Source organism: Acinetobacter sp. IRS14, from assembly GCF_034650275.1.
In the GTDB taxonomy this organism is placed as follows: Bacteria; Pseudomonadota; Gammaproteobacteria; order Pseudomonadales; family Moraxellaceae; genus Acinetobacter; species Acinetobacter oleivorans.
Genome location: NZ_JAOVFN010000004.1, coordinates 168,237 through 191,625, shown reverse-complemented (window position 1 = coordinate 191,625; position 23,389 = coordinate 168,237). Strand labels below are relative to the sequence as shown.

Sequence of the window (23,389 nt, the reverse complement as noted above, 5' to 3'; positions counted from 1 at the left end):
TAGTTCTTATTAATATTGGCTCAATGAATATGAAATTAAGGGCATATCTCTGCATAAGAAATATGCCCTTTAAGATTTTATGATGCTACATAGAACGGTGCAGTTGAACGTGGTAATGCTTCACGCCCACGAATCTGGTCTGCAATTTTCTCGGCAATCATAATGGTGGTTGCATTTAAGTTACCGGTAATAATCAGCGGCATGATTGAGGCATCAACTACGCGTAAACCATTCATACCATGTACGCGGCCTTGACCATCTACGACAGCCATTTCGTCTTCGCCCATCTTACAGCTACAAGATGGATGGTAAGCAGTTTCTGCATGGTTACGAACAAAGTCATCAAGCTCTGCATCGGTTTGCAAATGTTTACCCGGGCTAATTTCATCACCACGATATGGATCAAGTGCAGGTTGCTGCATGATTTCACGTGTAATTCGAATTGCATCACGGAACTCACGCCAGTCTTGTTCAGTCGACATGTAGTTAAACAAAATACTTGGATGCTCAAACGGATCTTTTGATTTCAGTCTAATACGACCACGTGAAGGGGAGCGCATTGAACCTACGTGTGCTTGGAAACCATGTTCTTTCACGGCATTACTACCGTTGTAGTTAATGGCAACTGGCAAGAAATGGTACTGAATGTTTGGCCATTTGAACTCGTCCGAACTACGGATAAATCCGCCTGCTTCAAACTGGTTACTTGCACCAATACCTGTGCCATTAAATAGCCACTCGGCACCAATCGCAGGTTGGTTATACCATTTCAAGGCAGGGTATAAAGAAACGGGTTGCTTACATTTATACTGTAAGTACATTTCCAAATGGTCTTGCAGGTTTTCACCTACACCCGGCAAATCATGAACGACATCAATGTCCATTGATTTTAAGAAATTGCTTTCGCCAACACCCGAGCGCTGTAAAATTTGTGGTGAAGCAATTGCACCTGCACACAGTAACACTTCTCGTTTAACCAAGGCGCGTTGCAAGTTGTTTTGATCAGCGCCAATAATGTATTCAACACCAATCGCTTGTTTTTGATTAAACAAGATTTTATTGGTTGTCGCGTGAGTCAAAATAGTCAGGTTTGGACGACCTTTTGCCATATCCAAATAACCACGTGCAGTACTTGAACGGCGACCTTTTGGGGTAACTGTACGGTCCATTGGACCAAAGCCTTCTTGTTGGTAACCATTTAAGTCGTCAGTACGTGGGTAACCTGCTTGTACACCAGCTTCAACCATTGCATGGAATAGCACGTTGTTGCCATTTTTAGGTGTAGCAACGGATACAGGACCATTGCCACCATGATAGTCATTTTCACCAATGTCACGGGTTTCGGCTTTTTTGTAGTAAGGCAAACAGTCGGCATAAGACCAGTTTTCAAGGCCTTTATGAGTTGCCCATTGCTCTAGATCCATTGCGTTACCACGGATATAGCACATACCATTAATTAAAGATGAGCCACCTAAACCTTTACCACGACCACATTCCATACGGCGGTTATTCATGTGCGGTTCTGGGTCAGTTAAATAAGCCCAGTTATAGCGACGACCTTGAAGAGGGTAGGCCAAAGCTGCCGGCATTTGTGTACGGAAATCCAAGCGATAATCTGGGCCACCTGCCTCTAAGAGTAAAACGGTGGTATCTTTGTCTTCAGTAAGACGTGCAGCGAGTACATTTCCGGCAGATCCTGCGCCAATAATAATGTAATCATATTCTTTAATATTCATAACTATCCTTTTTTTACTAACAGTTTGCCTGAGCAATCTATAAAGACTGCTCGGCATATGTGATTTAGGTTGAAGTGTTTAGAGCGATTTAGGCATTAAAAAATGCTTTGATAATTGCCAAGTTCAACTTGAATAGATTTGATACGGGTATAGTGCCCAAGTGTGGTCAAGCCATTTTCACGGCCCACGCCAGATTGTTTGTAGCCACCCACTGGCATTTCGGCAGGCGATTCGCCCCACGTGTTAATCCAGCAAATACCAGCTTCAATCTGGTGAATAATGCGATGAGCGCGGCTAATGTCTTGTGTAACAACGCCAGCAGCTAAACCAAAGGTGGTGTCGTTAGCACGACGGATGACTTCTTTTTCGGTTTCATAGCTTAAAATGCTCATGACAGGTCCAAAAATTTCTTCTTGAACAATGGCCATTTGGTCGGTGCAGTCGCTAAATACAGTCGGTAGTACATAAGCACCATTGGCAAGTTCGCCTTCTGTTGCGCGGCCACCGCCAATTAACACTTTAGCGCCTTGTTGTTTGCCTGACTCAATGAAAGACAACACTTTTTCCATGTGAGGGAAGCTAGTGAGAGGTCCGAAGTTCGTGTCTTCAGCCATTGGGTCGCCAATGCGAATACGTTTTACGCGCTCTACAACCGCTTTTTCAAAGTCGGCTAGAAGTGATTTTGGAACGAATACGCGCGTACCGTTGGTACATACCTGACCTGAGCTAAAGAAGTTCGCCATGACTGCAATATCTGCAGCACGGTTAAGGTCAGCATCTTCACAAATAATTAGTGGCGATTTACCTCCAAGTTCCATGGTCACTTCTTTAAGCGTAGAGCCAGCAGCGCTTGCCATGACTTTTTTGCCAGTTTCCACACCACCAGTGAATGAGATTTTTTCAATCACAGGATGTTCAGTGAGCCACTGACCGATTTCACGACCAGCACCTTGCACCACGTTAAATACGCCGTCTGGTAAGCCAGCTTCTGTATAGATTTCTGCAAGTTTAAATGCAGTAAGTGGAGTGGTTTCACTTGGTTTGAAAATCATGGCATTGCCGGCAGCAAGGGCAGGGGCAGATTTCCATAGAGCAATTTGAATTGGATAGTTCCAAGCACCAATACCAGCAACCACACCTAAAGGTTCACGGCGTGTATAAAAGAAACTTGATTCGCGAAGTGGAACTTGGTCACCCTGAATGGCGGTTGCAAGTCCTGCATAATATTCGAGTACATCTGCGCCAGTCACGATGTCGACTGTAGATGTTTCGCTAAAAGCTTTACCTGTGTCGAGTGTTTCAAGACGCGCAAGCTCATCATTTCGTTCACGAAGAATGTCGACAGCACGACGCAAAATACGTGAACGCTCCATGGCAGTCATGGCAGCCCAGATTTTTTGTCCTTGTTGGGCACTTTGTACAGCAGCTTCAATATCTTGTTCAGAAGCTTGTTGAAGAGTCGCGATTGTCTCGCCGTTGGCAGGGTTAATACTATTAAATGTTTTTCCACTGGTTGCGTTAACGTAGCGTCCATGGATATACAGTTGATGAACTTGTGCATCACTCATTTTGTCTCTCCTGCAAAGGCTTGTTCGCAAATTGAACTTGCGTTTGTACATAATCGTAAGCAATGGAACGGGCAAGATTGCTGTCAAATTCGTTATGACGGCTTAAACTGCCTCGTAACCATAATCCATCAATCAATGCTGCCAACCCTCTAGCGGCAACACTGGCCTGTTGTTCATTCATTAACTTGAGGAAATAAAACTTCAAGTTAGAGTACAGGCGTTGATCATTAATCTTTTGCAAGCGGCTTAAGTCTGGTACATGCATACTCGCTGACCAAAAGTCTAACCAGACCCGCATTGCTTTTTCATTGACCTGACTAATGTCAAAGTTCGAGTCGATAATGGCCTTAATTTGGCTCTCTGGATGCGAATCTGCTTCTGCTCTGTACTGTTCGGTTTTACGACGCAGAACATTTAACATTTCTTGCATACAGGTATTTATCAACCCTTGTTTGTCGCCAAAATAATGGCTGACAATGCCGGTCGACAGCTCGGCTTTTTTTGCAATTTGAGCAATGGTGGTATTGGATAACCCCACTTCATAAATCACGTCGAGTGCGGCATTCATAATTTCTTCACGTCGCACGTGCTCTGGTTTTACTCTGCGTTTTGTCATGTTTTTCCACATCAGCACTTTTAGTGGTGCTTTAAATTCAGCATGTTAACTTGCAGAGCATCATAGCACTTTTTTTATCATACTTGTTATTGATTGAACGTTCAATCAATAACAAGTATGATATATAAAAATCAATGAATTTTTGAAGATTAGCACGAGGAATAAAGCGCTAAAATCAAAAGTTTTTAAGGATAGGATGATGCGCATAAGTACATTACTTATCACGTTATTTTGAGAAAATACACCGATTGCAAGGAGCAATAAGATGGTGTTGAAAAGTGATAAATATTCTTCAGACCATATTCGGTTAAATCGTTTTGTATTTTGGAGTTCAGCCATCAGTATTGGCATTTTTGGCCTACTTTTTGTGCTGTTTCCTGAAAAAAGTCAGTTTTGGCTGACCTATGTACAAGAGCAGGTAAATCACTTTTTTGGGTGGTACTACATGCTGGTTATTGTGCTGTGTTTGGGCTTTGTCGCTTGGCTCGCTTTTTCAAAAGTAGGGCAGATTCCATTAGGAAAAGACGATGACAAACCTGAGTTTAGTTATTTGGCTTGGACTTCAATGTTGTTCTCGGCAGGTATTGGTATTGCACTACTTTATTATGGTGTTGCTGAACCTGTTGATCATTTCTTAAGACCGCCGGAAGGTGAGTCAGGAACCATTCAGGCAGCCCGCAATGCCATGACTTATAGCTTTTTGCATTGGGGCATCCATGGCTGGGTACTCTATGCATTACTCGGAGTCACTTTAGGTTATTTTGCTTTCAGACAAAATTTACCACTAGCTTTGCGTTCAGCGCTTTACCCAATTTTTGGCGAGCGAGTCCATGGGTTAGTTGGTGATTTTGTCGATGGCTTTGGAATTTTAGCGACGGTTATTTCCTTGGTCACTAACTTGGGAATCGGAGCATTGGTGCTGGTATCAGGCATTTGTTATTTACTTCCGCAAATTCCTAATAATTCAGTCACCTTAATTGCTGCTGTTCTCATTATGATGAGTGTTGCCACGATTACGACAGTGGTTGGCATTGAAAAAGGTTTGGCGTGGTTATCACGTATTAATTTACGTCTGCTGTATGCCTTGCTTTTATTTGTATTTTTAACAGGTCCTACAAATCATTTATTAAATGGTCTTGTACAGAATATGGGAGATTATCTAAGCAATTTTATTGGTAAAAGTTTTGATATGTATTTATACAATCAAAAAGCCAGTGGCTGGTTAGGGTCATGGACAGTATTTTATTGGGCTTGGTGGATTGCATGGGCGCCTTTTGTCGGCATGTTTATTGCGCGCATTTCAAAAGGACGTACGATTCGTGAGGTTGTATTGGGTGTATGCCTGATTCCTCTAGGTTTTACACTGGCTTGGATCTCGGTTTTTGGAAATACTGCCATTTACTTTATTTTGAACCAGAAACAAAAAGTTTTGGGCGATATGGTTTTAACTGATCCGGCATTATCTTTATTTAAGTTACTCGAATATCTGCCGTTTAATCCGTATGTTGCTGGCATTGTTGTTGTAATTTGTTTCGTTTTATTTTTGACACCAGTTGGCTCTGGTACACTAATGATCGCTAATTTGTCCTCAAAAGGGGGCACCAATGATAGTGATTCACCGATCTGGTTACGCGTTTTTTGGTCTGTGGTAATTACCATTGTAAGTATTGGCTTGCTTTTGGCCGGTAGTTTTAACTCCATGCAAAGTGCTGTGGTGTTATGTGGTTTACCATTTTCAGTCATTATTTTGCTCTATATGTTTGGTTTAGCCAAAGCGTTAAAGCAAGATGATTTTGACCCTCAATTAGTGAAAAAACAGTTAGCTGTTTCAAAAGACATTTCGGTTCCGTCGAATTGTGACCAGAATAAAGTGACTGAGGTTTTATAACCTCAACCGATCACATCTATATATTATTTTTTGCGTTTAAAGTCGTCTTTTCATTGTTTTAAATAAGAGTGAAAAGACGAAATTAAATATTTTGTTTTTATTTTATTCCTTGAGGATTGTATGGCAACAGATAATCCAAGAGCAGTTGATGATTTAACATTATCTAAATCTAAAAAAGACCCGCTCAACCGTGTGGTTTTTTATTTTTCAGCTGTACTTATTTTAATTTTTTCTCTCGTCACGTTTTTGTTCAATGATTTTGCAAATAGAGTCATGAACGCCGTACTCCAGTGGGTAACGTCAACCTTTGGTTGGTATTATCTGCTTGCCGCAACGTTATATATGGTTTTCGTGATTTTTATTGCCTGTTCAAGATACGGCAGTATTAAATTAGGACCTAAGCATTCAAAACCTGAGTTTAGTTTACTCAGTTGGTCTGCGATGCTGTTTTCGGCTGGTATCGGTATCGATCTGATGTTCTTCTCGGTCGCTGAACCATTATCTCACTATATGCAACCTCCAGTCGGAGCCGGTCAAACCTATGAGGCAGCACGCCAAAGTATGGTCTGGACCTTATTCCACTATGGCTTAACCGGTTGGTGTATGTATGCTTTGATCGGTATGTCATTGGGATACTTTAGCTATCGTTATAACTTACCGCTTACCATTCGTTCTGCACTTTACCCAATTTTCGGGAACAGAATTAATGGGGCAATTGGGCATAGTGTTGATACGGCTGCCGTGATCGGGACAATTTTTGGTATTGCAACGACCTGCGGGATTGGAGTGGTACAGCTGAATTATGGCCTACATGTGTTATTGGGGTTACCAGAAAATATCTGGATGCAATTTATCCTGATTGCTGTCGCGGTCGGTATTAGTGTTATTTCGGTGACATCTGGGGTCAATAAAGGCCTACGGATTTTATCTGAAATCAATATTTATGTTTCGGTCGGGTTATTGCTGTTTATTTTATTCTTAGGAAATACTGAGTTTTTACTCAATGCCCTTGTTCAAAATATTGGTGACTATTTAACTCGTTTCCCTGCTTTAGCATTACAAAGTTTTGCTTTTGAACAACCTAAAGAATGGATGAGTAGTTGGACTTTCTTCTTCTGGGCATGGTGGATTGCTTGGTCTCCATTTGTAGGACTCTTTCTGGCACGTATCTCAAGAGGACGTACCATTCGTGAGTTTGTATGCGGTACCTTAATTATTCCACTTCTATTTACACTCACTTGGTTATCCATTTTTGGTAATAGTGCACTGCACAGCGTTATTTTTGAAGGTAACCAAACCTTAGCAGCGACGGTGTTAGCAAATCCAGCTCATGGTTTTTATGACCTGTTAGCACAATATCCGGGCTTTACCTTTATCGCTTCAATTGCCACCGTAACAGGGCTTTTGTTTTACGTGACTTCTGCCGATTCGGGAGCGCTGGTTTTAGGTAACTTCACGACTAAACTTACGAATATCGATAATGATGCTCCGCGTTGGTTAAGCGTATTTTGGGCAGTGGCAATTGGTTTATTAACGCTCGCCATGCTCATGACCAACGGGATTACTGCTTTGCAAAACGCGACCATCATTATGGGACTACCTTTTAGTTTCGTGATGTTCCTTGTGATGGCAGGGCTTTATAAGTCGCTGAGGCTTGAAGATTACCGACAAGCCAGTCGAAGTATGAACGCAGCTCCAGTGGTCGGTAATGTCGATATTCTGAATTGGAAACAGCGTTTAACTCGAGTGATGCATCATCCAGGAACCACTGAAACTCAACGCATGCTAGATGCAGTTTGTCTACCAGCTGTTCAGGCCGTTGCAGGTGAGCTTATTAAGCAGGGCATGAATGTAGATGTACAGCAAACGCCGCTTGAAGATGAAGAAACGCTTTTCCATCTGGATTTCACTATTCATTTGGAAGAAGAACAAAACTTCGTTTACCAGATCTGGCCTGTACGCTATAGCGCACCGAATTTCAGTCAACGTGTGAAACGAGGTAAACAGTTCTATTACCGTCTTGAAACGTATCTTTATGATGGCTCTCAAGATAACGATCTAGTCGGTTACAGTAAAGAACAGGTTATTAATGACATTTTAGATAAATATGAAAGACATATGACGTTCTTACATATTAATCGTATTAGCCCAGGGAATCGTCCATTGTTCCCCGATCCACAAGCTTAAGAGGAAAATGCATGGCTTCTCCTTATCTACATTCTTTTGCTTTATTTTTCTCGTTGCTCAATCCATTTCTAATGAGCATCTACATGATTGGCCTGATCCGACATTCAGAAGCCAAGGTGTTTAATAAAGCACTGATTCAGGGAAGTTTGATTGCTTTTGTCGTGTTCATGCTATTTGCATGGGGCGGCGAAACAATTTTTAGTAAATATCTGAATGTACGTTTTGAAGCCTTTCAGATATTTGGAGGCCTCATCTTTTTGGTGATTGGCTATCGCTATGTTTTTCAGGGTGCCGATACGATTGGTGAAATGCGCGGTGCACCAGAACATCTGGCTGGCACCATTGCCATGCCGTTTATGATCGGTCCGGGCACCATTAGTGCTGCTGTGGTTACAGGTATTGAAATGTCAATTGGTGAGGCAGCCCTAGTGATTGCCTTCACCTTATTTTTAACCTGTAGTATTTTGATTTTGATGAAATTTTCACATGATCATTTACGCTATAAACATGCCAAACATATCGATCGCTATTTTGATATTGTCGGGCGTTTATCTGCTTTATTAATCGGTACGATCGCCATTGATATGATCATTAATGGTGTAACAGGCGTTATTACTAAAGTATAGCGAGCGACCTATAACATCCTGCTATGCCATTAAGCGTGGAATAAAATGGCATAGCATCTTCTAAAAAAACTAAGATAAATAAAAAAAGCTTTAAAAAAGAACTTTAAAAATAATGCCTTAAAAATTTAAATTTTAAAAAACAATCAAAGATATTAAAAAATACAATGCTATGTTGTGGATTTAAGCATGTTTTTTTTGTGAATTATCAACCATAATGTTTACTGAGCTTGTTTTAAGACACAGAGTTTAGCTATGCCTACATTAGATGAAATAACCACAGCAACTGATGATCAGTCTGAATTGACGATGTCAGTTTTGATGACGCCTGATATGGCAAATTTTTCAGGTAATGTTCATGGTGGTACGATTCTAAAACTACTAGACCAAGTCGCTTACGCTTGCGCAAGTCGTTATTCGGGTGGCTACGTGGTGACTTTATCTGTAGATAAGGTAAATTTTAAAGAACCTATTTATGTAGGTGAGTTGGTAACCTTCTTGGCAAGTGTTAACCATGTAGGCCGTACTTCAATGGAAGTCGGAATACGTGTTGAAGCCCAAAATATTCAGAAGCGCACAGTGCGCCATACCAATAGCTGTTATTTCACTATGGTTGCTGTTGATGAGCAGGGTAAGCCATGTGAAGTGCCTCATTTGAAACTTGATACAGAGTGGAAGCGTTGCCGCTTTGAAGCAGCTGAGCACCGTAAAGTTTTACGTCTACAAGAAAACCATAATCCATCTTGTAGCATGTATAAAAAATCTTCTTAAAAAAAAGGATCGAACCGCAGCATGGTTCGATCCTTTTTCTTCTTTACTAAAATTCAGCGTCCATATTTCATTTCAGTAAAATTATCTCTGAGCTTGGAGGAGAGTGCTGAGAGAATTAACGAGTTGCAGGAGCAGCTTCAGAAGCAGAACCTACAGCATCAGATGCAGCATTTGCAGTGTTTGCTTGTTCTTGAGTTGAAACAACAACTTTTTCTTCACCAGCAGTGGTATGTGCTTGGTCATGCTTAGAAGCAGCGAAAGTTGAAGCAGCAGTTAAAGCAAGTGTAGTAGCGAGTAAAGTTTTAGCTAATTTCATTTTATGGCATCCTTAAATTTCATTTAAAAATAAATTAAACCTAATCATTCGTACCTACATGAAACCTGTATGGCTGAATGACTAAGCTAGGACACATGCTAAGCTGAGGTTTGGATTACATCAATTAACTTAACAATCTATTACGCCTATCTTAACAATATGAAATATACGGGCCGTTTATGTGCGGAATCTGTAAAATTAAAGGGCTTAATTACACCTTAAAATGTGTAAAAATATTTCTTATCGAATGAAAAAAGATCAATTGTGTTACGTAAAACTTACACTCTGGCATGAATTGTGAATGCGCGTAAATAGAATATTCCGTTTGAATTGTTATTTTTAAAAGTTAATTTAGATTTTGAGTGGGATGTATATCACATATTAAGTGTTTTAGCCTGATAATTGAAAAGTATATCTTCAAAGTGAAAAATCATTTTCATGGGATTTAAACAGTGATATACCTTTCTTAGTTTTGAAACCTTGTTGATTTGAGTCGCTTGTGAAATTTATTGCCCAAAAAACTGTTCCTACCCATATTATTTCTGGTTTTTTAGGGGCAGGAAAAACCACATTATTACAGCATTTATTAAGTCAGAAACCTAAAGATGAAGTTTGGGCTGTATTAATGAATGAATTTGGGCAAATTGGAGTAGACCAACAACTCTTACCTCAAGATGAAGGCTATGCAGTCAAAGAATTATTAGGTGGTTGCTTGTGTTGTAGCAGTCAATTGCCTATGCATATTGCTTTAGCTCGTCTATTGAGTGAACAAAAGCCGGATAGACTCTTTATTGAACCGACAGGACTTGGGCATCCTTCACAGTTATTTGACCAACTGACAGAGCCGCATTGGCAAAGTAGTTTAGCCATGCGAGCATTAATTACTGTTGTTGATGGTAGCCGTTTGCACGATACAAATTGGGTTAAACAAAACCTTTATGAAGATCAGTTAAAAGCTGCCCAGATTGTGGTGGTGTCACATATGGATGTGATGACTTTTGAAGATGATCAGGCGCTTGATTTATTAAAAGAAGAATACAAGCCTTATCACCAAGAGTGGATTAAAACTGAAAATGGTCAGTTAGCTTTAAATAAAATTGATGTAGCTGCTCGTTTAACTGAGCGATCTATACAGCCTTTACTTAAACTTCAAAAGCAAATGACTGAAACCGAGGTTAAGAAGGAAATTCAACAATTACCTTATCATTATGTCGAGTCGGCGCAAGGCTATATTGTCGCAGGTTGGAAATTACCTAAACGCTGGAAATTCGATTTTTATAATTTGCTAGATTTATTATGTGCACAGCAAGACTGGCTTCGAATTAAGGGAATTTTTAATACAGATCAAGGTTGGAAAGTTTTTAACTTTAATCCTGATCAGTTTAATTATAAGTCTGGCGAAGAGAGTATTGATAACCGTATTGAAATCATTAGCGAACATCATCATGATTGGTTGGCTTTTGAAACGGCGTTACTTGCTTGTCAGCTTGAAAAATAGAGAACATTAAACCAAAGACGATTTAATGTTCTCATAATGGATTTAAGTTTTTTGTATCTAATACTGCTTTGGCTTGAGCATGATCAATATCTTTTTCCCAGTGTGCAATCACTACAGCAGCAACACAGTTACCGATTAAGTTGGTGCAGGCACGAATAATGCCAATGAACCAATCGACTGAAAGTAGAAGCACTAGACCAATTGCAGGAAGGCTTGGAATAACTGACAGTGTTGCTGCAAGAATAACTAAAGCTGAGCCAGGAATACCGTGTGCGCCTTTAGAAGTGATGAGTGAAACCAGTAAAATAGCCAACAGGTCGTGAGTGGATAAATCAATATTGCAGGCTTGTGCAATAAAGATCACCCCTAAAGTTAAGTAAATTGAAAACCCATCTAAGTTAAAAGAATAACCCGTAGGAATGACCAGACCTACCGTTGAATCTTTAATTCCCAGATTTCTGAGTTTTTTCATAATTTGGGGTAAAACAGAGTCAGAAGATGCTGTACCCAAAACAATCGCTAACTCATCTTTAAAATAAGCCACAAATTTGAAGATGTTGAGACCGGCAAGTTTTAAAATTGAACCTAAGACAACCACAACAAATAAAATGCAGGTCGCATAAAACAGTAAAACCAAATAGCCCAATTGTAGAAGTGAATCTAAACCAAATTTGGCGGTGGTATAGGCCACTGATCCGAATACCCCAATCGGCGCTAAACGAATAATTAGCCCCATAATTTTAAAGAAGACTTCTGAAAAAGCTTCAAGCGCCTGACGTACTAACTCTGCCAAATGTTTAGGAATTAAAAGTAGTGATACACCAAATAAAATAGCGATGAGTAAAACTTGTAAAATATCGCCGTTTGCAAAAGCAGCAGTGAATGTTTTCGGAATAATATTGAGTAGAAATTCCGAACCTGTGTGCATTTCATGAGCACGTTCGGTATAAGTGCTTAAATCTTTTGCATCTAAATGGCTGATATTGATATTCATACCGACGCCCGGTTTAAATACATAAGCCACAATAATGCCTAAAACTAAAGCAATACTGGTGACCACTTCAAAATAGAGAATGGTTTTTGCACCGACTTTGCCCATTTTTTTGATATCGTTTGCACCATAGATTCCCAGTACAACGACACAAAACACAATGGGTGCAATCAGCATTTTAATCAAAGAAATAAAACCATCGCCCAATGGTTTTAAAGATAAGGAGAAATCATGAAAACCAGCCCCAACTGCAACTCCTAGAAAGAGAGCACAAAGAACCTGTAAAAATAAACTACGTTTAAGCTTTTGCCACATAAGTCATCAATTTTAGCAAGAGGAGAATATTTCTCTTTCAAGCAAAAAGCCGGCCAACTCTAAAGCAAGCAGAGCGTTTTGGAAGAATATGCAAATTTCCAATTACTATGCTGTGGATTGCTTAGTTTTTTTATAATTTTTACCTAAAATCGAGTATCCTTAGCGCCAAATTTTGGAACATATTAATCATGGCGCTTAAAGCAACAATTTATAAGGCAGACTTGAATATTGCCAATATGGATGACCATATTTATGGTGATTATCAACTGACGCTTGCCTTGCATCCTTCGGAAACTTTAGAACGTTTAATGGTTCGTTTGATGGCTTTTGCCCGTTTCGCAAGTGATGAGCTTGAGTTTACTAAAGACCTTTTTGAAACTGACGAGCCAGCGTTATGGCAAAAAGATTTAACGGGTCAACTAGAAACTTGGATTGAAGTCGGTTTGCCGTCTGAAGATAAAGTTAAAAAAGCCAGTGCGCGTTGTAAAACGGTTGCGGTTGTTGTTTATGGCACACAAATCGAAGACTGGTGGAAGCGAAACAGTAAAATTAAAACCTTAAGTAACGTTCAGGTGTGGCAAATTGCCCCTCAAAGTACAGCCGAGCTTGAACAGCTCTGTGAGCGTACCATGCAACTACAATTAAATGTGATGGACAACGAGTGGACACTTTTAGGTGAAAAGGGTCAGGCAAATGTTGTTTGGACACAGTTACAGTAATTTAGAAAAGCGCAACAAATTCTACAGATTCAGTTGGTACACTAAGTACTAATTGCGATTTTAGAAATTCAGTTTAAGGGTTAAAGCATGTCAAATGAATTAGAAATTATCGATTTAAAAGTAGGTGAAGGCAAAGAGGCGGTTAAAGGTGCTTTGATTACAACTCACTATACAGGTTGGTTAGAAGACGGTACTAAATTCGACTCTTCAATTGACCGCGGTAACTATTTTGAATGCGTGATTGGAACAGGTCGTGTAATTAAAGGCTGGGACCAAGGCATTATGGGAATGAAAGTTGGTGGCAAACGTAAGTTAATCGTGCCTGCTCATTTAGCTTATGGCGAGCGTAAAATGGGTAAAATTATTCCAGCGAATTCTAATTTAATTTTTGAAATTGAATTATTTGATGTCAAAACTCGTGACTAGTGAAAATTGAAAGCCCTTTAGGGGGCTTTCTTGTTTATATGAGCTTTAAATATAAATACATTATTAATTTATATTTTAGCTTTTTGAATATTTAAGATTATTTTCAGATTATTTGATTATAAATGCTGACTGAAAAACTGTTCATTTGTGAGCAGTGTGATATTAAGACCAACTTTCAAAAAGTTTGTGCCCTAACATCAAATTTCACATAAGTAATCTATATTGTTATTGAGACGCTATTTCATGATTATCCGCTTTGCATCTCCTTTGTTGAACATATCACTTGGCTTGGCCTTGGCAGGTTTGTCAGGCATGGCATTAGCCAAACCACCTAAACTGGACGCTTCAACACTCACGGTGATTGGTTATCATGAAATTACCGATACTAAAAATGCGTTAATTCCTCAATATGCAGTGACGACTCAACAATTTACACAGCATGTCGAGTGGCTACAAAAAAACGGGTTCCATTTTATTACGGTTGATCAGTTGATCCGTGCTCATCAGGGCAAATTCCAACTGCCTACAAAACCAGTTTTATTAACTGTAGATGACGGTTATCAGTCTTTTTATCAAAATGCTTATCCAGTTCTTAAAGCTAAAAAAATTCCAGTTGTTTTGGCTGTAGTGGGTTCATGGTTAGAGCCAAAAGCTGGCCAAAAAGTAGATTTTTCAGGGGAAGAAATTCCACGTGATAAAATCTTAAGCTGGAATGAACTTAAAGAGATGCAAGATAGTGGTTTTGTAGAAATCGCCAATCATAGCTATCATTTGCATCGTGGTATTACAGGTAACCCGCAAGGCAACTCTGAACCTGCTGCAACGACTCGTTTTTATGATGTTAAAACTCAAACTTACGAAAACGATAAACAATATCAGGCACGAATTTATGACGACCTGAAAAAGAATAATGATTTATTAAAAGCGCATGGCTTACGTTCGCCGCGTATTATGGTGTGGCCATATGGTCGCTATAATATGCAAACTGTCCAAATTGCAAAAAAATTGGGTATGCCAGTGACCATTACACTTGATGATGGGGCAGACCATGCAAAACAATCTCTACAAAATATGAGCCGTATTTTGGTAGAAGGTGGAATGACAACTGATGATTTGGCTCAAGAAATTAAAAACCGTGAATTAAATTTAACGGATAATAATCGTCCGCAAAAAATCATGCATGTCGATCTGGACTATATTTATGATCCAGACCCGAAACAACAAGAGCGCAATTTAGGTCACTTGTTAGATCGAATTAATGGCATGGGTGTAAATACAGTTTATTTACAGGCATTTTCAGATCCAGATGCGAATGGTTCTGCGGATATGGTTTATTTCCCAAACCGCCATATTCCAATGCGTGCAGACTTGTTTAACCGTGTTGCATGGCAAATTCAAACGCGCACTTCTGTAAGCCGTATTTATGCGTGGATGCCGTTATTGGCGTGGGAACTACCAAAAACCGATCCTGTTTCTAAGAACCTGGTGGTAACTCAGCAGGAAAAAGCGGGTGAACATCTTAATATGGGTTATATCCGTTTAAGTCCGTTCTCAGCAGATGCACGCCAAACTATTCGTGAAATTTATCAGGATTTAGCTAAATCAACGCCGTTTAACGGACTTTTATTCCATGACGACGTCACCTTATCTGATTATGAAGATGCAAGCCCTGATGCTTTAAAGGCTTATGCAAAACAAGGTTTACCAACAGATTTAGCAAAAATCCGTGAGAACGATCAAGACTTGCAGAAATGGACTGCATATAAGACAAAATATTTAGATGATTTTGCAATGCAACTTGTTGATGACGTGAGACAATATGAGCCGTTCTTGGTGACTGCACGTAACTTATATGCGCAGGTGGCTTTAAAACCATATGCAGAAAACTGGTATTCACAATCGCTTGAAGAGTCATTAAAGCATTATGATTTTACAGCTATTATGGCAATGCCTTATATGGAGCAGGTCGATAATTCAGATCAGTTCTATAAAGACATGATTGATCGCGTGAAACAATATCCTAATGGCCTCAAGAAAACTGTTTTTGAATTACAGGCAACCGACTGGCGTAAAAATGAAAAGGTACCTTCAACTGAAATGGCAGCAACAATTCATTCACTGTATCAGCAAGGTGTAATGCATGTCGGATATTACCCTGATGACCCAATCAAAGATCACCCGGATGTTGACGTAATGCATAAAGCATTTGCCGAAAAATCATCTCGTCTTGTGCCGTAGTCGAGGCTGAAACATGACAATCTTTGCTGCAATATGGTCGCATGCCTTAAAATTCGTTTTTTACTATCCCTTATTCATGTCGTATTTATGGATGATGGGTGCGATCATTTTCTATTGGAGAGAACGTCAGGCTCCGCCTTACGATCAACCAGCTCCATTGGAAAGTTATCCAAAAGTCGCTGTATTAGTTCCTTGTTTTAATGAAGGAGATAATGCAGAGGAAACCATTAGTCATGCTTTAAAACTGGACTATCCTCATTTTGAAGTCATCGCGATTAATGATGGTAGCTCAGATAATACAGGTGAAGTACTTGACCGCTTAGCAGAACAACATGAAAAATTGCGTGTTGTTCATTTGGCACAAAACCAAGGTAAAGCCATGGGGTTGCAAGCCGGAAGCTTAATGACCGATGCCGAGTTTTTAATTGGTATTGATGGTGATGCTTTACTTGATCCACATGCAGCGAAGTGGATGATTCGTCATTTCCTTGAAAATCCAACGGTTGCAGCTGTTACTGGGAACCCGCGTATCCGTACTCGCTCAACTTTGTTAGGGCGTATTCAGGTCGGTGAGTTTTCTTCGATTGTGGGCATGATTAAACGAGCACAGCGTACCTTTGGTCGCTTGTTTACCGTGTCGGGTGTAATTACAGCTTTTCGTAAAAGTGCTGTTCACCAAGTCGATTATTGGTCACCAAATATGTTGACTGAAGATATCGATATTACTTGGAAGTTACAGCGTGCAGGTTGGGATATTGAGTTTGAACCGAATGCTTTGGTTTGGATTTTAATGCCTGAAACCCTCAATGGGTTATGGAAACAACGTTTACGTTGGGCAATGGGTGGCGCACAAGTATTAATTAAAAATATTGATGTGTTCACTAAACCAAAATTGAATTTTTTATGGCCGTTAATGTTTGAGCTTTGCTTAACTTTAGTCTGGTCATATTTAATGCTAGCGATGGCTTTGTTATGGTTGGTACATTTTATTTTACCAGTCCCTGCATTAGCTGTTGTGAGCTCCCCATTTTTACCGTATGGTACTGGTATTTTATTGGGGGCAACCTGTCTAATTCAGTTTGCTTTAAGCAAATGGATGGATAGTCGTTATGAACCGCATCTAGGAAAAAACTATTTCTGGATGATCTGGTATCCATTGGTCTTTTGGCTAATCACTATTTCAGCAACCATTGTGGCATTTCCAAAAGTCTTACGACGTGGAGATGAGAAACGAGCACGTTGGGTGAGCCCGGATCGGGGCATTCGCTAGAATGAAATGCAAGAGTCATGAGATTTTAAAGATCGTGCTGTATTGATGTCTGGGGAAAAACCACAGCACTTCGTTAGGTAAAGAGAGAAATGAAGACAGATTCGTTGATTATTGATTTACGCCGTCAATTACCATGGCATAAACGCTATGCTTCTACAACAAGCACAGCCATGATGTGGGCGGTTTGGTTGTTGTTGTGGCGTCCGTTCGTGTTTGTATGGCTATTGGTTGAGTTACAAAAAACTCATTTGGTACACCGTTTATTTAGTGCCTTTGGTGTAGGAATTGAACATGGCCTTACCGCATTAATTGCTTGTGCAATTTGCTTATTGTTATGGAGCCATTTGCTACCAGAGCGCCATGTCGGTGGCAGTGCACTTAAAGCAAAACAGACTGATGATTATGCGCGCTATTTTGATTTACCTGAACATGAAATTGAGCAGGGACGTAGCCAAAAAATTACAGTCGTTCACCACGATGAATTAGGTAAAATCGTTAGAGTTGAATAACGATTAGCCATAAAATAAGGCCCACTTTAAGTGGGCTTTATTTTTTTAAGAATTAAGAAGTCCAAGAATACGTTGCTTAACTTGATCGATGTAAAACTCATCATGAGTGACACGGTACATCAAGATTGCTCCTTCATAATCAGCAATACTTTGTTTTGCTAAAATCTCAGCTCGATCTTGAGCAATGCAACAAGCAAAAATAGACTGAAAAGCCAGTTGCCAGTCCTGAAAAATACTGCGTATTTTGGCTAAAATTTCAGGTGAACCATACGCCGCCTCCATTGAAATTACCCCAATCAGGCAACCATTCACGCCTTGGGTAAAAAAATGCACAGCACGTTTATGCATTTGCTCAAAACATTCAATGGCTGAGAGTCCTGAACTTGTAGTTGTTCCAAATAAAGTATGGATTAAATATTGATGAGTACCATTTAACACTTCAAGCAAAAGCGCTTCTTTATTTGGATAATAATAATAAAAAGAAGCTTTGGTGAGGCCGCAAGCTTTTGCCAGCATGTCCATGCTCGTTCCTGCATATCCATAAGTTTTGAACTGCAAAGCGCAGTGCTTAAGCAGATCTTCTTTGGTTAGTTTTTGCGGTCTCATTTCACATTATCCAAAACATAAAGCAGTTTTATAAAAAATCATCAAAAGTGGTGCGGATTTTATTCCAGATGTGTTCAGCATCTTTTTTAAAGTAGCCCATGTGGCCAATGGTTTTCATAGCAACATCTTGAGGTTGAAGACTGACGTAGGAGACTTGAGTTTGTCGATAATGTTGCATAAATGCGCGACAAGAAGCGGGTAAAGCCCAATCATCATCTAGGGCTGAGACTGCATAAATTGGAACTTTGACAGAAGCATATTGTTCAATTAAGTGTTGTTGTTCTGGATCAGAAAAAAAATACTTAGGGTTTTTACACCATTTACGCCACTGTTTATAAACATTGAGAGGTAAATCAGAACCCATATTAAATTTGCTCCAAGGCAAATAACCTGTCACAGCAACAATGGGTGGAAACACGATGTTCCAGACCACTTGAACTTTAAAACGTTCTTTCAGTGGCATGTAACCGTGCCAACCTGCACCTGTACCAAATGTATAGCAGGCCAATAATTTATCATGATTAGGTAGTAGACCTAGCGCATGGCCACCATAGGAATGACCAACCATGAAAAGAGGTAATGGTTCTTTTGATAAATATTCAATTGCACCTGCTAAATCGAGTTTGCCCCAATCTAAATAAGACATATCAAATCCTTTCAAAGATTTTGGACTCGATTTTCCAACCCCTCGATAGTCAAATGTGAATATCTGATAGCCAAATTGTGTCATATATTCAGCGAAGCGGCGGTAAAACTCATGTGGCACACCCGTTGCTCCTGCAACGACAATATTTGCTTTAGCTGGTGTCGTTGTAAAGTAACGTGTGCCCTTAAGTTGATAACCATCTAAAGCTGGGAATTGTACAGTTTGGCTAAGCTGTTCATTGATTTGAGTTGCTGATTGCATTGCTTTTCTCTTTATTTTTCTAGCGTGATGGAATTTTATTTACCTTTAAAAACAGGCGGTCTTTTTTGCAACATGGCAAACACACCTTCTTGAACATCTTCTGTGGTGAGTAAAGGCTGAAGATGGCCCTGTAATTGGCTAAAAGCAGTTTCATAACCTTCATTAATCGCTTCACGGGCAGAAGCGAGGGTCGCTTTTACAGCAAGTGGCGCAGCCTGAGCGATATTTTCAGCCAGTTCTATTGCACGGTTGATTTGAGTACCTTCTGGGCATATCTCTGTAATCAGGTTCATATCAAAGGCAGCTTTGGCATCAAAAGAGTCACCGGTGAGTAAATAGCGCATGGCTTTGGCCCAACCTGCGGCTTGAGTAAACCGCGCTGTTGCCCCACCAAAAGGTAAGATGCCGCGTTGAACTTCCATTTGTGCAAACTGAGTATTTTCACTTGCTAAAGCAATGTCTGCATTCAGAAATAGTTCGATACCAGCGGTGTAGCAATAACCTTGTACTGCAACAATTAAAGGTTTACTCAGTTTTCGTCCAACTGTACCCCAAGGGTTCACTTCTTCATCACTAAAATCAAAAACACCTGTAGCGAGCTTGGGTTGTAACTCAACTAGATCTAATCCAGCCGTAAAATGGTCGCCATGGGCAAAGATAATTGCACAGCGAAGAGCATCATTATTTTCATATTCAGTAAGCGCCAGTGATAAATCTTTAATCAGGTGGCTATCAAAGGCATTACGTTTTGCTGCCCGATCTAGACCAATTAAAAAAATATGTCCGCGAGTTTCACGGCTGACTTTTCCTTCTTGATTTGACATTTTTCCGATGTCCTTTGTTTATTTTTAATAAGTTTTTAAACGATCGTTTAAAAAGTGTCAAATACAATTTGTTGACTATTCCGTAAACAAAAATAGAAGGGCGATTAAAAGAAAACTAAGTTTTTATTATTAAGCTTAATGTAAGGATGAGGGGGAGAATAACCTGATGAGTGTTCTCAATCAGGTTATAAATATTATGTTGGACGACGTGAATACATCAATAACCCTAGGCATAACAAAGTTAAACCTAAAATAAGATGTGAGCTGAGCTGCTCATGGTTGAACCATGTTCCCCAAAATGTGGCTAACACTGGGGTGATAATGGTAATAAGTAGCACAGTCGTCGGTTGTAGTATTTTGATGAGTTGATAATAAAAAATCATGGCAAGTACAGATGAAAAAACCGCGCTATAGAGCACTGCTAAAGAAATTTTCAGACTTGGAAATTCAGTTGGAAGATGCGACCAAAAGAAAGGTAACAAGCATACATAACCGACCCATGAGACAAGGGTAGCACCTGTCATTTGTGTAATGGGTGGAATATGCGCTCCGACAGATTTCACGGCAAACGTCGACAAGACATAAAACAGCATCGCAATCAGCTCTAACATAATACCGATGCGGTTGAGCTGAAAACCTGATGAAGACAGTCCTAAAGTAAAACTCATCCCGACAAGAGCAATACCGAGACCAAGCCATTGCCATACTGAAAATCGTTCGCGTCCTAATAAAAAGGAGCTAATCAGTCCAGATACTAACGGAGAGGTGCCGTAAATAATTGAAATAATGGCAGAGGGGACTTTATCTGCACCCATATAGCAAAACGCCATAGAGCCAAATAAGCCAATGGCTCCAGCACAATAACTTAAAACAGCTTTTTTACTAAAGATGAGCTTTAAGCGAAAAAATCTTAGACACAGCAAGGCGATTGGAATCGCCAGACTGAACCGAATAAATAATCCCCATGCCCAGTGAATTTCTTGTACTGTCCAGACGGCCGCTAGTGGGGTAAGCGACCAAATAATGACGACAGCAATAAATTGGCCGGCTGTAGCAAGGCGAGTCGGAGATGAAGATAATGCTACAGCCGGCTGAATCTGCGGGGTGGATATACTCTGTTGTTCAAATAATGGCTTCATAGAAAGCTCCAGAAAGTTTGTTCTTTGGTGTTTTAAAAGGACATAAAAAAAGCCGCGTTTTATGGCGGCTTGTGATGAAAATCAGAGGATATATTACAAATTAAATATCTCGTTTTTCGTATCTAAAGCGCCAAATTGTCCAAAATAAGGACGTCGCCAATTGACCACATAGAACTTAATCTCTGGGGCGTATGATTGACGCGCTAGACAACAATGGGCTTTAGATAAAAACATGATAAGTATATTAAAATATAGATGATATTTTTATAACATATAAATGGAAAAGTACAAATTAGATTCAAGCATGAGACATGGTTTTTTTGATTACTTTAAATTAGTAGTTTGCTTAGCTTCATATTTTTCTCATAATACCTCGTCAAATTGATCTCAATAAGCAGCTTATGTCACCTCTAGAAATCTTTGCGGTCTTAATTAGTCTCATTGGAGTTGGATTAACCGTCATCCGTAATATGTGGTGTTGGCTGTTTAATTTCTTTGCCTTTGTTTTATATGCCTATTTGTTTTACGAATTTAAGCTGTATGGCGAAACAATTTTACAGTTCTTTTTTATGGTCGTAAATTTTTATGGCTTTTACTATTGGTTCAAAGGAAAGCAGCAAGATCACGACATTCGAATTGAACCTATTGCAGTTCAAACCGCTATCATCCAAATGATTATTGCTGCGGTAGGTGGGTTACTATTTGGTTTAGTTCTTAAAAACTTTACCGATGCAGCAGTACCGATGCTCGACTCACAGCTTGCAGCCTTTAGTTTACTTGCAACGTATTGGACCAGCCGAAAGCATATTGCGACTTGGGTACTTTGGGTATTTGTCGATATTATTTATGTGGGCATGTTTATCTATAAAGATTTATTTTTAACAGCTGCGTTATATGCTGCATTTGTTCTGATGGCCGCTTATGGTTGGTATCAATGGGAAAAAGTTAAAAAGAAACAGCTTTTAGCCTCTAACCAGCTTTAATTTGGAGAGTGATCATGTTGTTGAGCTTAGATGTTTATAAACAACAACAGTTTGATCTGATTGCTGCAAAAATAATGGCTGAGCCAAAACAGTATTGTGAATTTAGTTCAGTGTCAGATTTTTATAATGCCGCGTGGCTCAAAGATTTCCCACAGGGTAGCCAGATTTCTGCCACTGGCTTAGATGACGGTGCTGAAGAGTTTTATGCGGTTGTTCAATTTAAACAGCAGTATTTAAAATTTGATATTAAAGAAAGCCTTTCGGCACTGATTTTTCAAGATATGAATGGGAACGTATTGAAGCGTAATTTTTAATTTAAGAAATAAAATCACAAAAAAAGCGACTTAACGTCGCTTTTTCTTAATAAATAAATTTGGAAATTTTGTTTGCTGTTTCAACAACGAGGCTTGCGATATCTTCTTTAAATGTTCTTTCATCGTAAGTGGTAATTGGACAACTCACAGAGATAACAGCGACCATTTTACCGTTTGACTGTTTAAAAATAGGTGCCGCACAGGCTGCCATATCATGATTGTAATGACCCCAGCTCACCATGGTTTTTTGGGTTTTTACATAGACTAATCTTTGTAATAGGGTTTTTAAATTGGTTGGAGTCAGTTCAGAAAAACTATCCCAATCATCAAAGTTACGATAACGCTGACGTACTTCAGTTTCAGGTAAATCAGACAATAACATTTGACCAATGACGGTTGCATGAGCAGGCCAGCGAGTCCCTAAGCTAATGTTGCTCGTGAAGGTTCCCATCGACTGAATGTTATTTACAAAGACAATATGAGTGCCTTCTAAAATTGAAAGGTGTACCGCAAGTTTGGTTTGGTCACGTAGTTCTTTCATTAATGGTGTCGATAAATCGAGTAATGAAAGTTTAGATAAACTATTAAAACCAAGCTCCATGACTTTAGAATCGAGAGCATAAGTTTTTTGAGATGCTTTTCTTAAATAGCCACAAGATTCGAGTGTATAGATCAGACGAAATGCACTAGAACGGTTCACTTCTAAAATTTCAGCAATTTCTGTAATGGTCATTTCTTGCGCTTGTTGGTTAAATGCTTGCAAGATAGCTAAACCCCGTACAAGTCCGGGTACTAAATAACGATCATCATTTTTTGTTGTTTCTGATTCTTGCGAATCTTCTTCAATTGCTATGCTCATTCGTGTCATTTTCCTATAAATAAAACATGATTCAATTTGGGGCATGCTGCTTTATTTTATAACTATTGTAATTGTTAAAAATGCAT

Annotated in this window: 22 protein-coding genes; 12 read left to right on the top strand and 10 right to left on the bottom strand. The window is 39.5% G+C overall.

The genetic code is table 11. The features are described from left to right. Positions 1–77: 77 nt before the first annotated feature. The 3 genes from betA to betI form a co-directional block, all read right to left on the bottom strand. Positions 78–1,736, bottom strand: a complete 1,659-nt coding sequence (gene betA, locus ODQ17_RS05980) for a choline dehydrogenase (RefSeq protein ID WP_322902381.1) — start codon at positions 1,734–1,736, stop codon at positions 78–80. Between the two features lie 95 nt (positions 1,737–1,831). Next, on the bottom strand, positions 1,832–3,304 hold the full coding sequence (betB, locus tag ODQ17_RS05975; protein ID WP_322902378.1) for a betaine-aldehyde dehydrogenase: 1,473 nt from the start codon (positions 3,302–3,304) through the stop codon (positions 1,832–1,834). Next, positions 3,297–3,920: a transcriptional regulator BetI gene (betI, locus tag ODQ17_RS05970; RefSeq protein ID WP_005303239.1), complete on the bottom strand. Its 624-nt coding sequence runs from the start codon at positions 3,918–3,920 to the stop codon at positions 3,297–3,299. Before betI ends, betB begins: the two co-directional genes overlap by 8 nt. Before the next feature lie 265 nt (positions 3,921–4,185). Here betI and ODQ17_RS05965 point away from each other — a divergent pair, with 265 nt between their 5' ends. The 4 genes from ODQ17_RS05965 to ODQ17_RS05950 all read left to right on the top strand — a co-directional run bounded on the left by ODQ17_RS05965 (position 4,186) and on the right by ODQ17_RS05950 (position 9,389). Beyond that, positions 4,186–5,808 carry a BCCT family transporter gene (locus ODQ17_RS05965; RefSeq protein ID WP_004794056.1) on the top strand — a complete coding sequence of 541 codons (1,623 nt, stop codon included), beginning with the start codon at positions 4,186–4,188 and terminating at the stop codon, positions 5,806–5,808. A gap of 120 nt (positions 5,809–5,928) precedes the next feature. Then, entirely contained in the window at positions 5,929–7,995 is a 2,067-nt protein-coding gene (locus tag ODQ17_RS05960; protein ID WP_005303243.1) for a choline transporter, read from the top strand. An 11-nt stretch (positions 7,996–8,006) separates the two neighbouring features. Beyond that, on the top strand, positions 8,007–8,621 hold the full coding sequence (locus ODQ17_RS05955) for a MarC family protein (RefSeq protein ID WP_004794054.1): 615 nt from the start codon (positions 8,007–8,009) through the stop codon (positions 8,619–8,621). Between the two features lie 252 nt (positions 8,622–8,873). Beyond that, positions 8,874–9,389, top strand: a complete 516-nt coding sequence (locus ODQ17_RS05950; RefSeq protein WP_005303245.1) for an acyl-CoA thioesterase — start codon at positions 8,874–8,876, stop codon at positions 9,387–9,389. 115 nt (positions 9,390–9,504) lie between these two features. On the opposite strand, the gene ODQ17_RS05945 is transcribed toward ODQ17_RS05950, so the two are convergent. Beyond that, entirely contained in the window at positions 9,505–9,705 is a 201-nt protein-coding gene (locus ODQ17_RS05945) for a hypothetical protein (RefSeq protein WP_005303247.1), read from the bottom strand. A gap of 499 nt (positions 9,706–10,204) precedes the next feature. Here ODQ17_RS05945 and ODQ17_RS05940 point away from each other — a divergent pair, with 499 nt between their 5' ends. Further along, positions 10,205–11,203 (top strand): CobW family GTP-binding protein, encoded by a 999-nt coding sequence (locus ODQ17_RS05940; RefSeq protein WP_322902376.1) that lies wholly within the window; start codon positions 10,205–10,207, stop codon positions 11,201–11,203. Between the two features lie 31 nt (positions 11,204–11,234). On the opposite strand, the gene dctA is transcribed toward ODQ17_RS05940, so the two are convergent. Further along, the gene (gene dctA / locus ODQ17_RS05935) at positions 11,235–12,509 is read right to left on the bottom strand and encodes a C4-dicarboxylate transporter DctA (protein WP_322902373.1); all 1,275 of its coding nucleotides are present in this window, start codon (positions 12,507–12,509) and stop codon (positions 11,235–11,237) included. Between the two features lie 188 nt (positions 12,510–12,697). Here dctA and ODQ17_RS05930 point away from each other — a divergent pair, with 188 nt between their 5' ends. The 5 genes from ODQ17_RS05930 (at position 12,698) to pgaD (ending at position 17,671) form a co-directional block, all read left to right on the top strand. Further along, a complete protein-coding gene (locus ODQ17_RS05930) occupies positions 12,698–13,228 on the top strand; it encodes a YaeQ family protein (protein WP_322902371.1) in 531 nt (176 codons plus the stop codon). A gap of 87 nt (positions 13,229–13,315) precedes the next feature. Further along, positions 13,316–13,654, top strand: coding sequence for an FKBP-type peptidyl-prolyl cis-trans isomerase (locus ODQ17_RS05925; protein WP_002117532.1), 339 nt, complete (start codon positions 13,316–13,318; stop codon positions 13,652–13,654). Positions 13,655–13,897: 243 nt separating this feature from the next. Continuing rightward, positions 13,898–15,892, top strand: a complete 1,995-nt coding sequence (gene pgaB / locus ODQ17_RS05920) for a poly-beta-1,6-N-acetyl-D-glucosamine N-deacetylase PgaB (protein WP_199986972.1) — start codon at positions 13,898–13,900, stop codon at positions 15,890–15,892. Between the two features lie 13 nt (positions 15,893–15,905). Next, positions 15,906–17,162, top strand: coding sequence for a poly-beta-1,6-N-acetyl-D-glucosamine synthase (gene pgaC / locus ODQ17_RS05915; RefSeq protein WP_004794047.1), 1,257 nt, complete (start codon positions 15,906–15,908; stop codon positions 17,160–17,162). A gap of 89 nt (positions 17,163–17,251) precedes the next feature. After that, positions 17,252–17,671 carry a poly-beta-1,6-N-acetyl-D-glucosamine biosynthesis protein PgaD gene (pgaD, locus tag ODQ17_RS05910; protein WP_322902367.1) on the top strand — a complete coding sequence of 140 codons (420 nt, stop codon included), beginning with the start codon at positions 17,252–17,254 and terminating at the stop codon, positions 17,669–17,671. A gap of 45 nt (positions 17,672–17,716) precedes the next feature. Here pgaD and ODQ17_RS05905 read toward each other — a convergent pair whose 3' ends face one another. From ODQ17_RS05905 to ODQ17_RS05890, 4 genes are all read right to left on the bottom strand, one after another. Continuing rightward, positions 17,717–18,277, bottom strand: a complete 561-nt coding sequence (locus ODQ17_RS05905; protein ID WP_322902365.1) for a TetR/AcrR family transcriptional regulator — start codon at positions 18,275–18,277, stop codon at positions 17,717–17,719. Between the two features lie 28 nt (positions 18,278–18,305). Next, positions 18,306–19,184 (bottom strand): alpha/beta hydrolase family protein, encoded by an 879-nt coding sequence (locus tag ODQ17_RS05900; RefSeq protein WP_322902363.1) that lies wholly within the window; start codon positions 19,182–19,184, stop codon positions 18,306–18,308. A gap of 35 nt (positions 19,185–19,219) precedes the next feature. After that, positions 19,220–20,008, bottom strand: coding sequence for a crotonase/enoyl-CoA hydratase family protein (locus ODQ17_RS05895; protein WP_191899640.1), 789 nt, complete (start codon positions 20,006–20,008; stop codon positions 19,220–19,222). Between the two features lie 194 nt (positions 20,009–20,202). Beyond that, positions 20,203–21,147 (bottom strand): DMT family transporter, encoded by a 945-nt coding sequence (locus tag ODQ17_RS05890; RefSeq protein ID WP_322902360.1) that lies wholly within the window; start codon positions 21,145–21,147, stop codon positions 20,203–20,205. A gap of 401 nt (positions 21,148–21,548) precedes the next feature. On the opposite strand from ODQ17_RS05890, the gene pnuC reads away from it, so the two are divergent. Together pnuC and ODQ17_RS05880 are read left to right on the top strand one after the other, a co-directional pair. After that, positions 21,549–22,130, top strand: a complete 582-nt coding sequence (gene pnuC, locus ODQ17_RS05885) for a nicotinamide riboside transporter PnuC (RefSeq protein WP_107881090.1) — start codon at positions 21,549–21,551, stop codon at positions 22,128–22,130. A 14-nt stretch (positions 22,131–22,144) separates the two neighbouring features. Next, positions 22,145–22,444 carry a hypothetical protein gene (locus ODQ17_RS05880; RefSeq protein ID WP_151987156.1) on the top strand — a complete coding sequence of 100 codons (300 nt, stop codon included), beginning with the start codon at positions 22,145–22,147 and terminating at the stop codon, positions 22,442–22,444. Between the two features lie 46 nt (positions 22,445–22,490). Here the strand turns inward: ODQ17_RS05880 and ODQ17_RS05875 are convergent, their stop codons facing one another. Then, a complete protein-coding gene (locus ODQ17_RS05875; protein ID WP_005303269.1) occupies positions 22,491–23,303 on the bottom strand; it encodes an IclR family transcriptional regulator in 813 nt (270 codons plus the stop codon). Positions 23,304–23,389 lie beyond the last annotated feature (86 nt).

Coding starts and splice junctions, on each gene's coding strand:
- ODQ17_RS05950 (WP_005303245.1), top strand. CDS start 8,874: ATGCCTACATTAGATGAAATAACCACAGCAACTGATGATCAGTCTGAA.
- ODQ17_RS05965 (WP_004794056.1), top strand. CDS start 4,186: ATGGTGTTGAAAAGTGATAAATATTCTTCAGACCATATTCGGTTAAAT.
- ODQ17_RS05960 (WP_005303243.1), top strand. CDS start 5,929: ATGGCAACAGATAATCCAAGAGCAGTTGATGATTTAACATTATCTAAA.
- ODQ17_RS05930 (WP_322902371.1), top strand. CDS start 12,698: ATGGCGCTTAAAGCAACAATTTATAAGGCAGACTTGAATATTGCCAAT.
- ODQ17_RS05875 (WP_005303269.1), bottom strand. CDS start 23,303: ATGAGCATAGCAATTGAAGAAGATTCGCAAGAATCAGAAACAACAAAA.
- ODQ17_RS05895 (WP_191899640.1), bottom strand. CDS start 20,008: ATGTCAAATCAAGAAGGAAAAGTCAGCCGTGAAACTCGCGGACATATT.
- ODQ17_RS05905 (WP_322902365.1), bottom strand. CDS start 18,277: ATGAGACCGCAAAAACTAACCAAAGAAGATCTGCTTAAGCACTGCGCT.
- betA (WP_322902381.1), bottom strand. CDS start 1,736: ATGAATATTAAAGAATATGATTACATTATTATTGGCGCAGGATCTGCC.
- pgaC (WP_004794047.1), top strand. CDS start 15,906: ATGACAATCTTTGCTGCAATATGGTCGCATGCCTTAAAATTCGTTTTT.
- pnuC (WP_107881090.1), top strand. CDS start 21,549: ATGTCACCTCTAGAAATCTTTGCGGTCTTAATTAGTCTCATTGGAGTT.
- ODQ17_RS05880 (WP_151987156.1), top strand. CDS start 22,145: ATGTTGTTGAGCTTAGATGTTTATAAACAACAACAGTTTGATCTGATT.
- ODQ17_RS05890 (WP_322902360.1), bottom strand. CDS start 21,147: ATGAAGCCATTATTTGAACAACAGAGTATATCCACCCCGCAGATTCAG.
- dctA (WP_322902373.1), bottom strand. CDS start 12,509: ATGTGGCAAAAGCTTAAACGTAGTTTATTTTTACAGGTTCTTTGTGCT.
- pgaD (WP_322902367.1), top strand. CDS start 17,252: ATGAAGACAGATTCGTTGATTATTGATTTACGCCGTCAATTACCATGG.
- ODQ17_RS05945 (WP_005303247.1), bottom strand. CDS start 9,705: ATGAAATTAGCTAAAACTTTACTCGCTACTACACTTGCTTTAACTGCT.
- pgaB (WP_199986972.1), top strand. CDS start 13,898: ATGATTATCCGCTTTGCATCTCCTTTGTTGAACATATCACTTGGCTTG.
- betI (WP_005303239.1), bottom strand. CDS start 3,920: ATGACAAAACGCAGAGTAAAACCAGAGCACGTGCGACGTGAAGAAATT.
- ODQ17_RS05955 (WP_004794054.1), top strand. CDS start 8,007: ATGGCTTCTCCTTATCTACATTCTTTTGCTTTATTTTTCTCGTTGCTC.
- ODQ17_RS05925 (WP_002117532.1), top strand. CDS start 13,316: ATGTCAAATGAATTAGAAATTATCGATTTAAAAGTAGGTGAAGGCAAA.
- betB (WP_322902378.1), bottom strand. CDS start 3,304: ATGAGTGATGCACAAGTTCATCAACTGTATATCCATGGACGCTACGTT.
- ODQ17_RS05900 (WP_322902363.1), bottom strand. CDS start 19,184: ATGCAATCAGCAACTCAAATCAATGAACAGCTTAGCCAAACTGTACAA.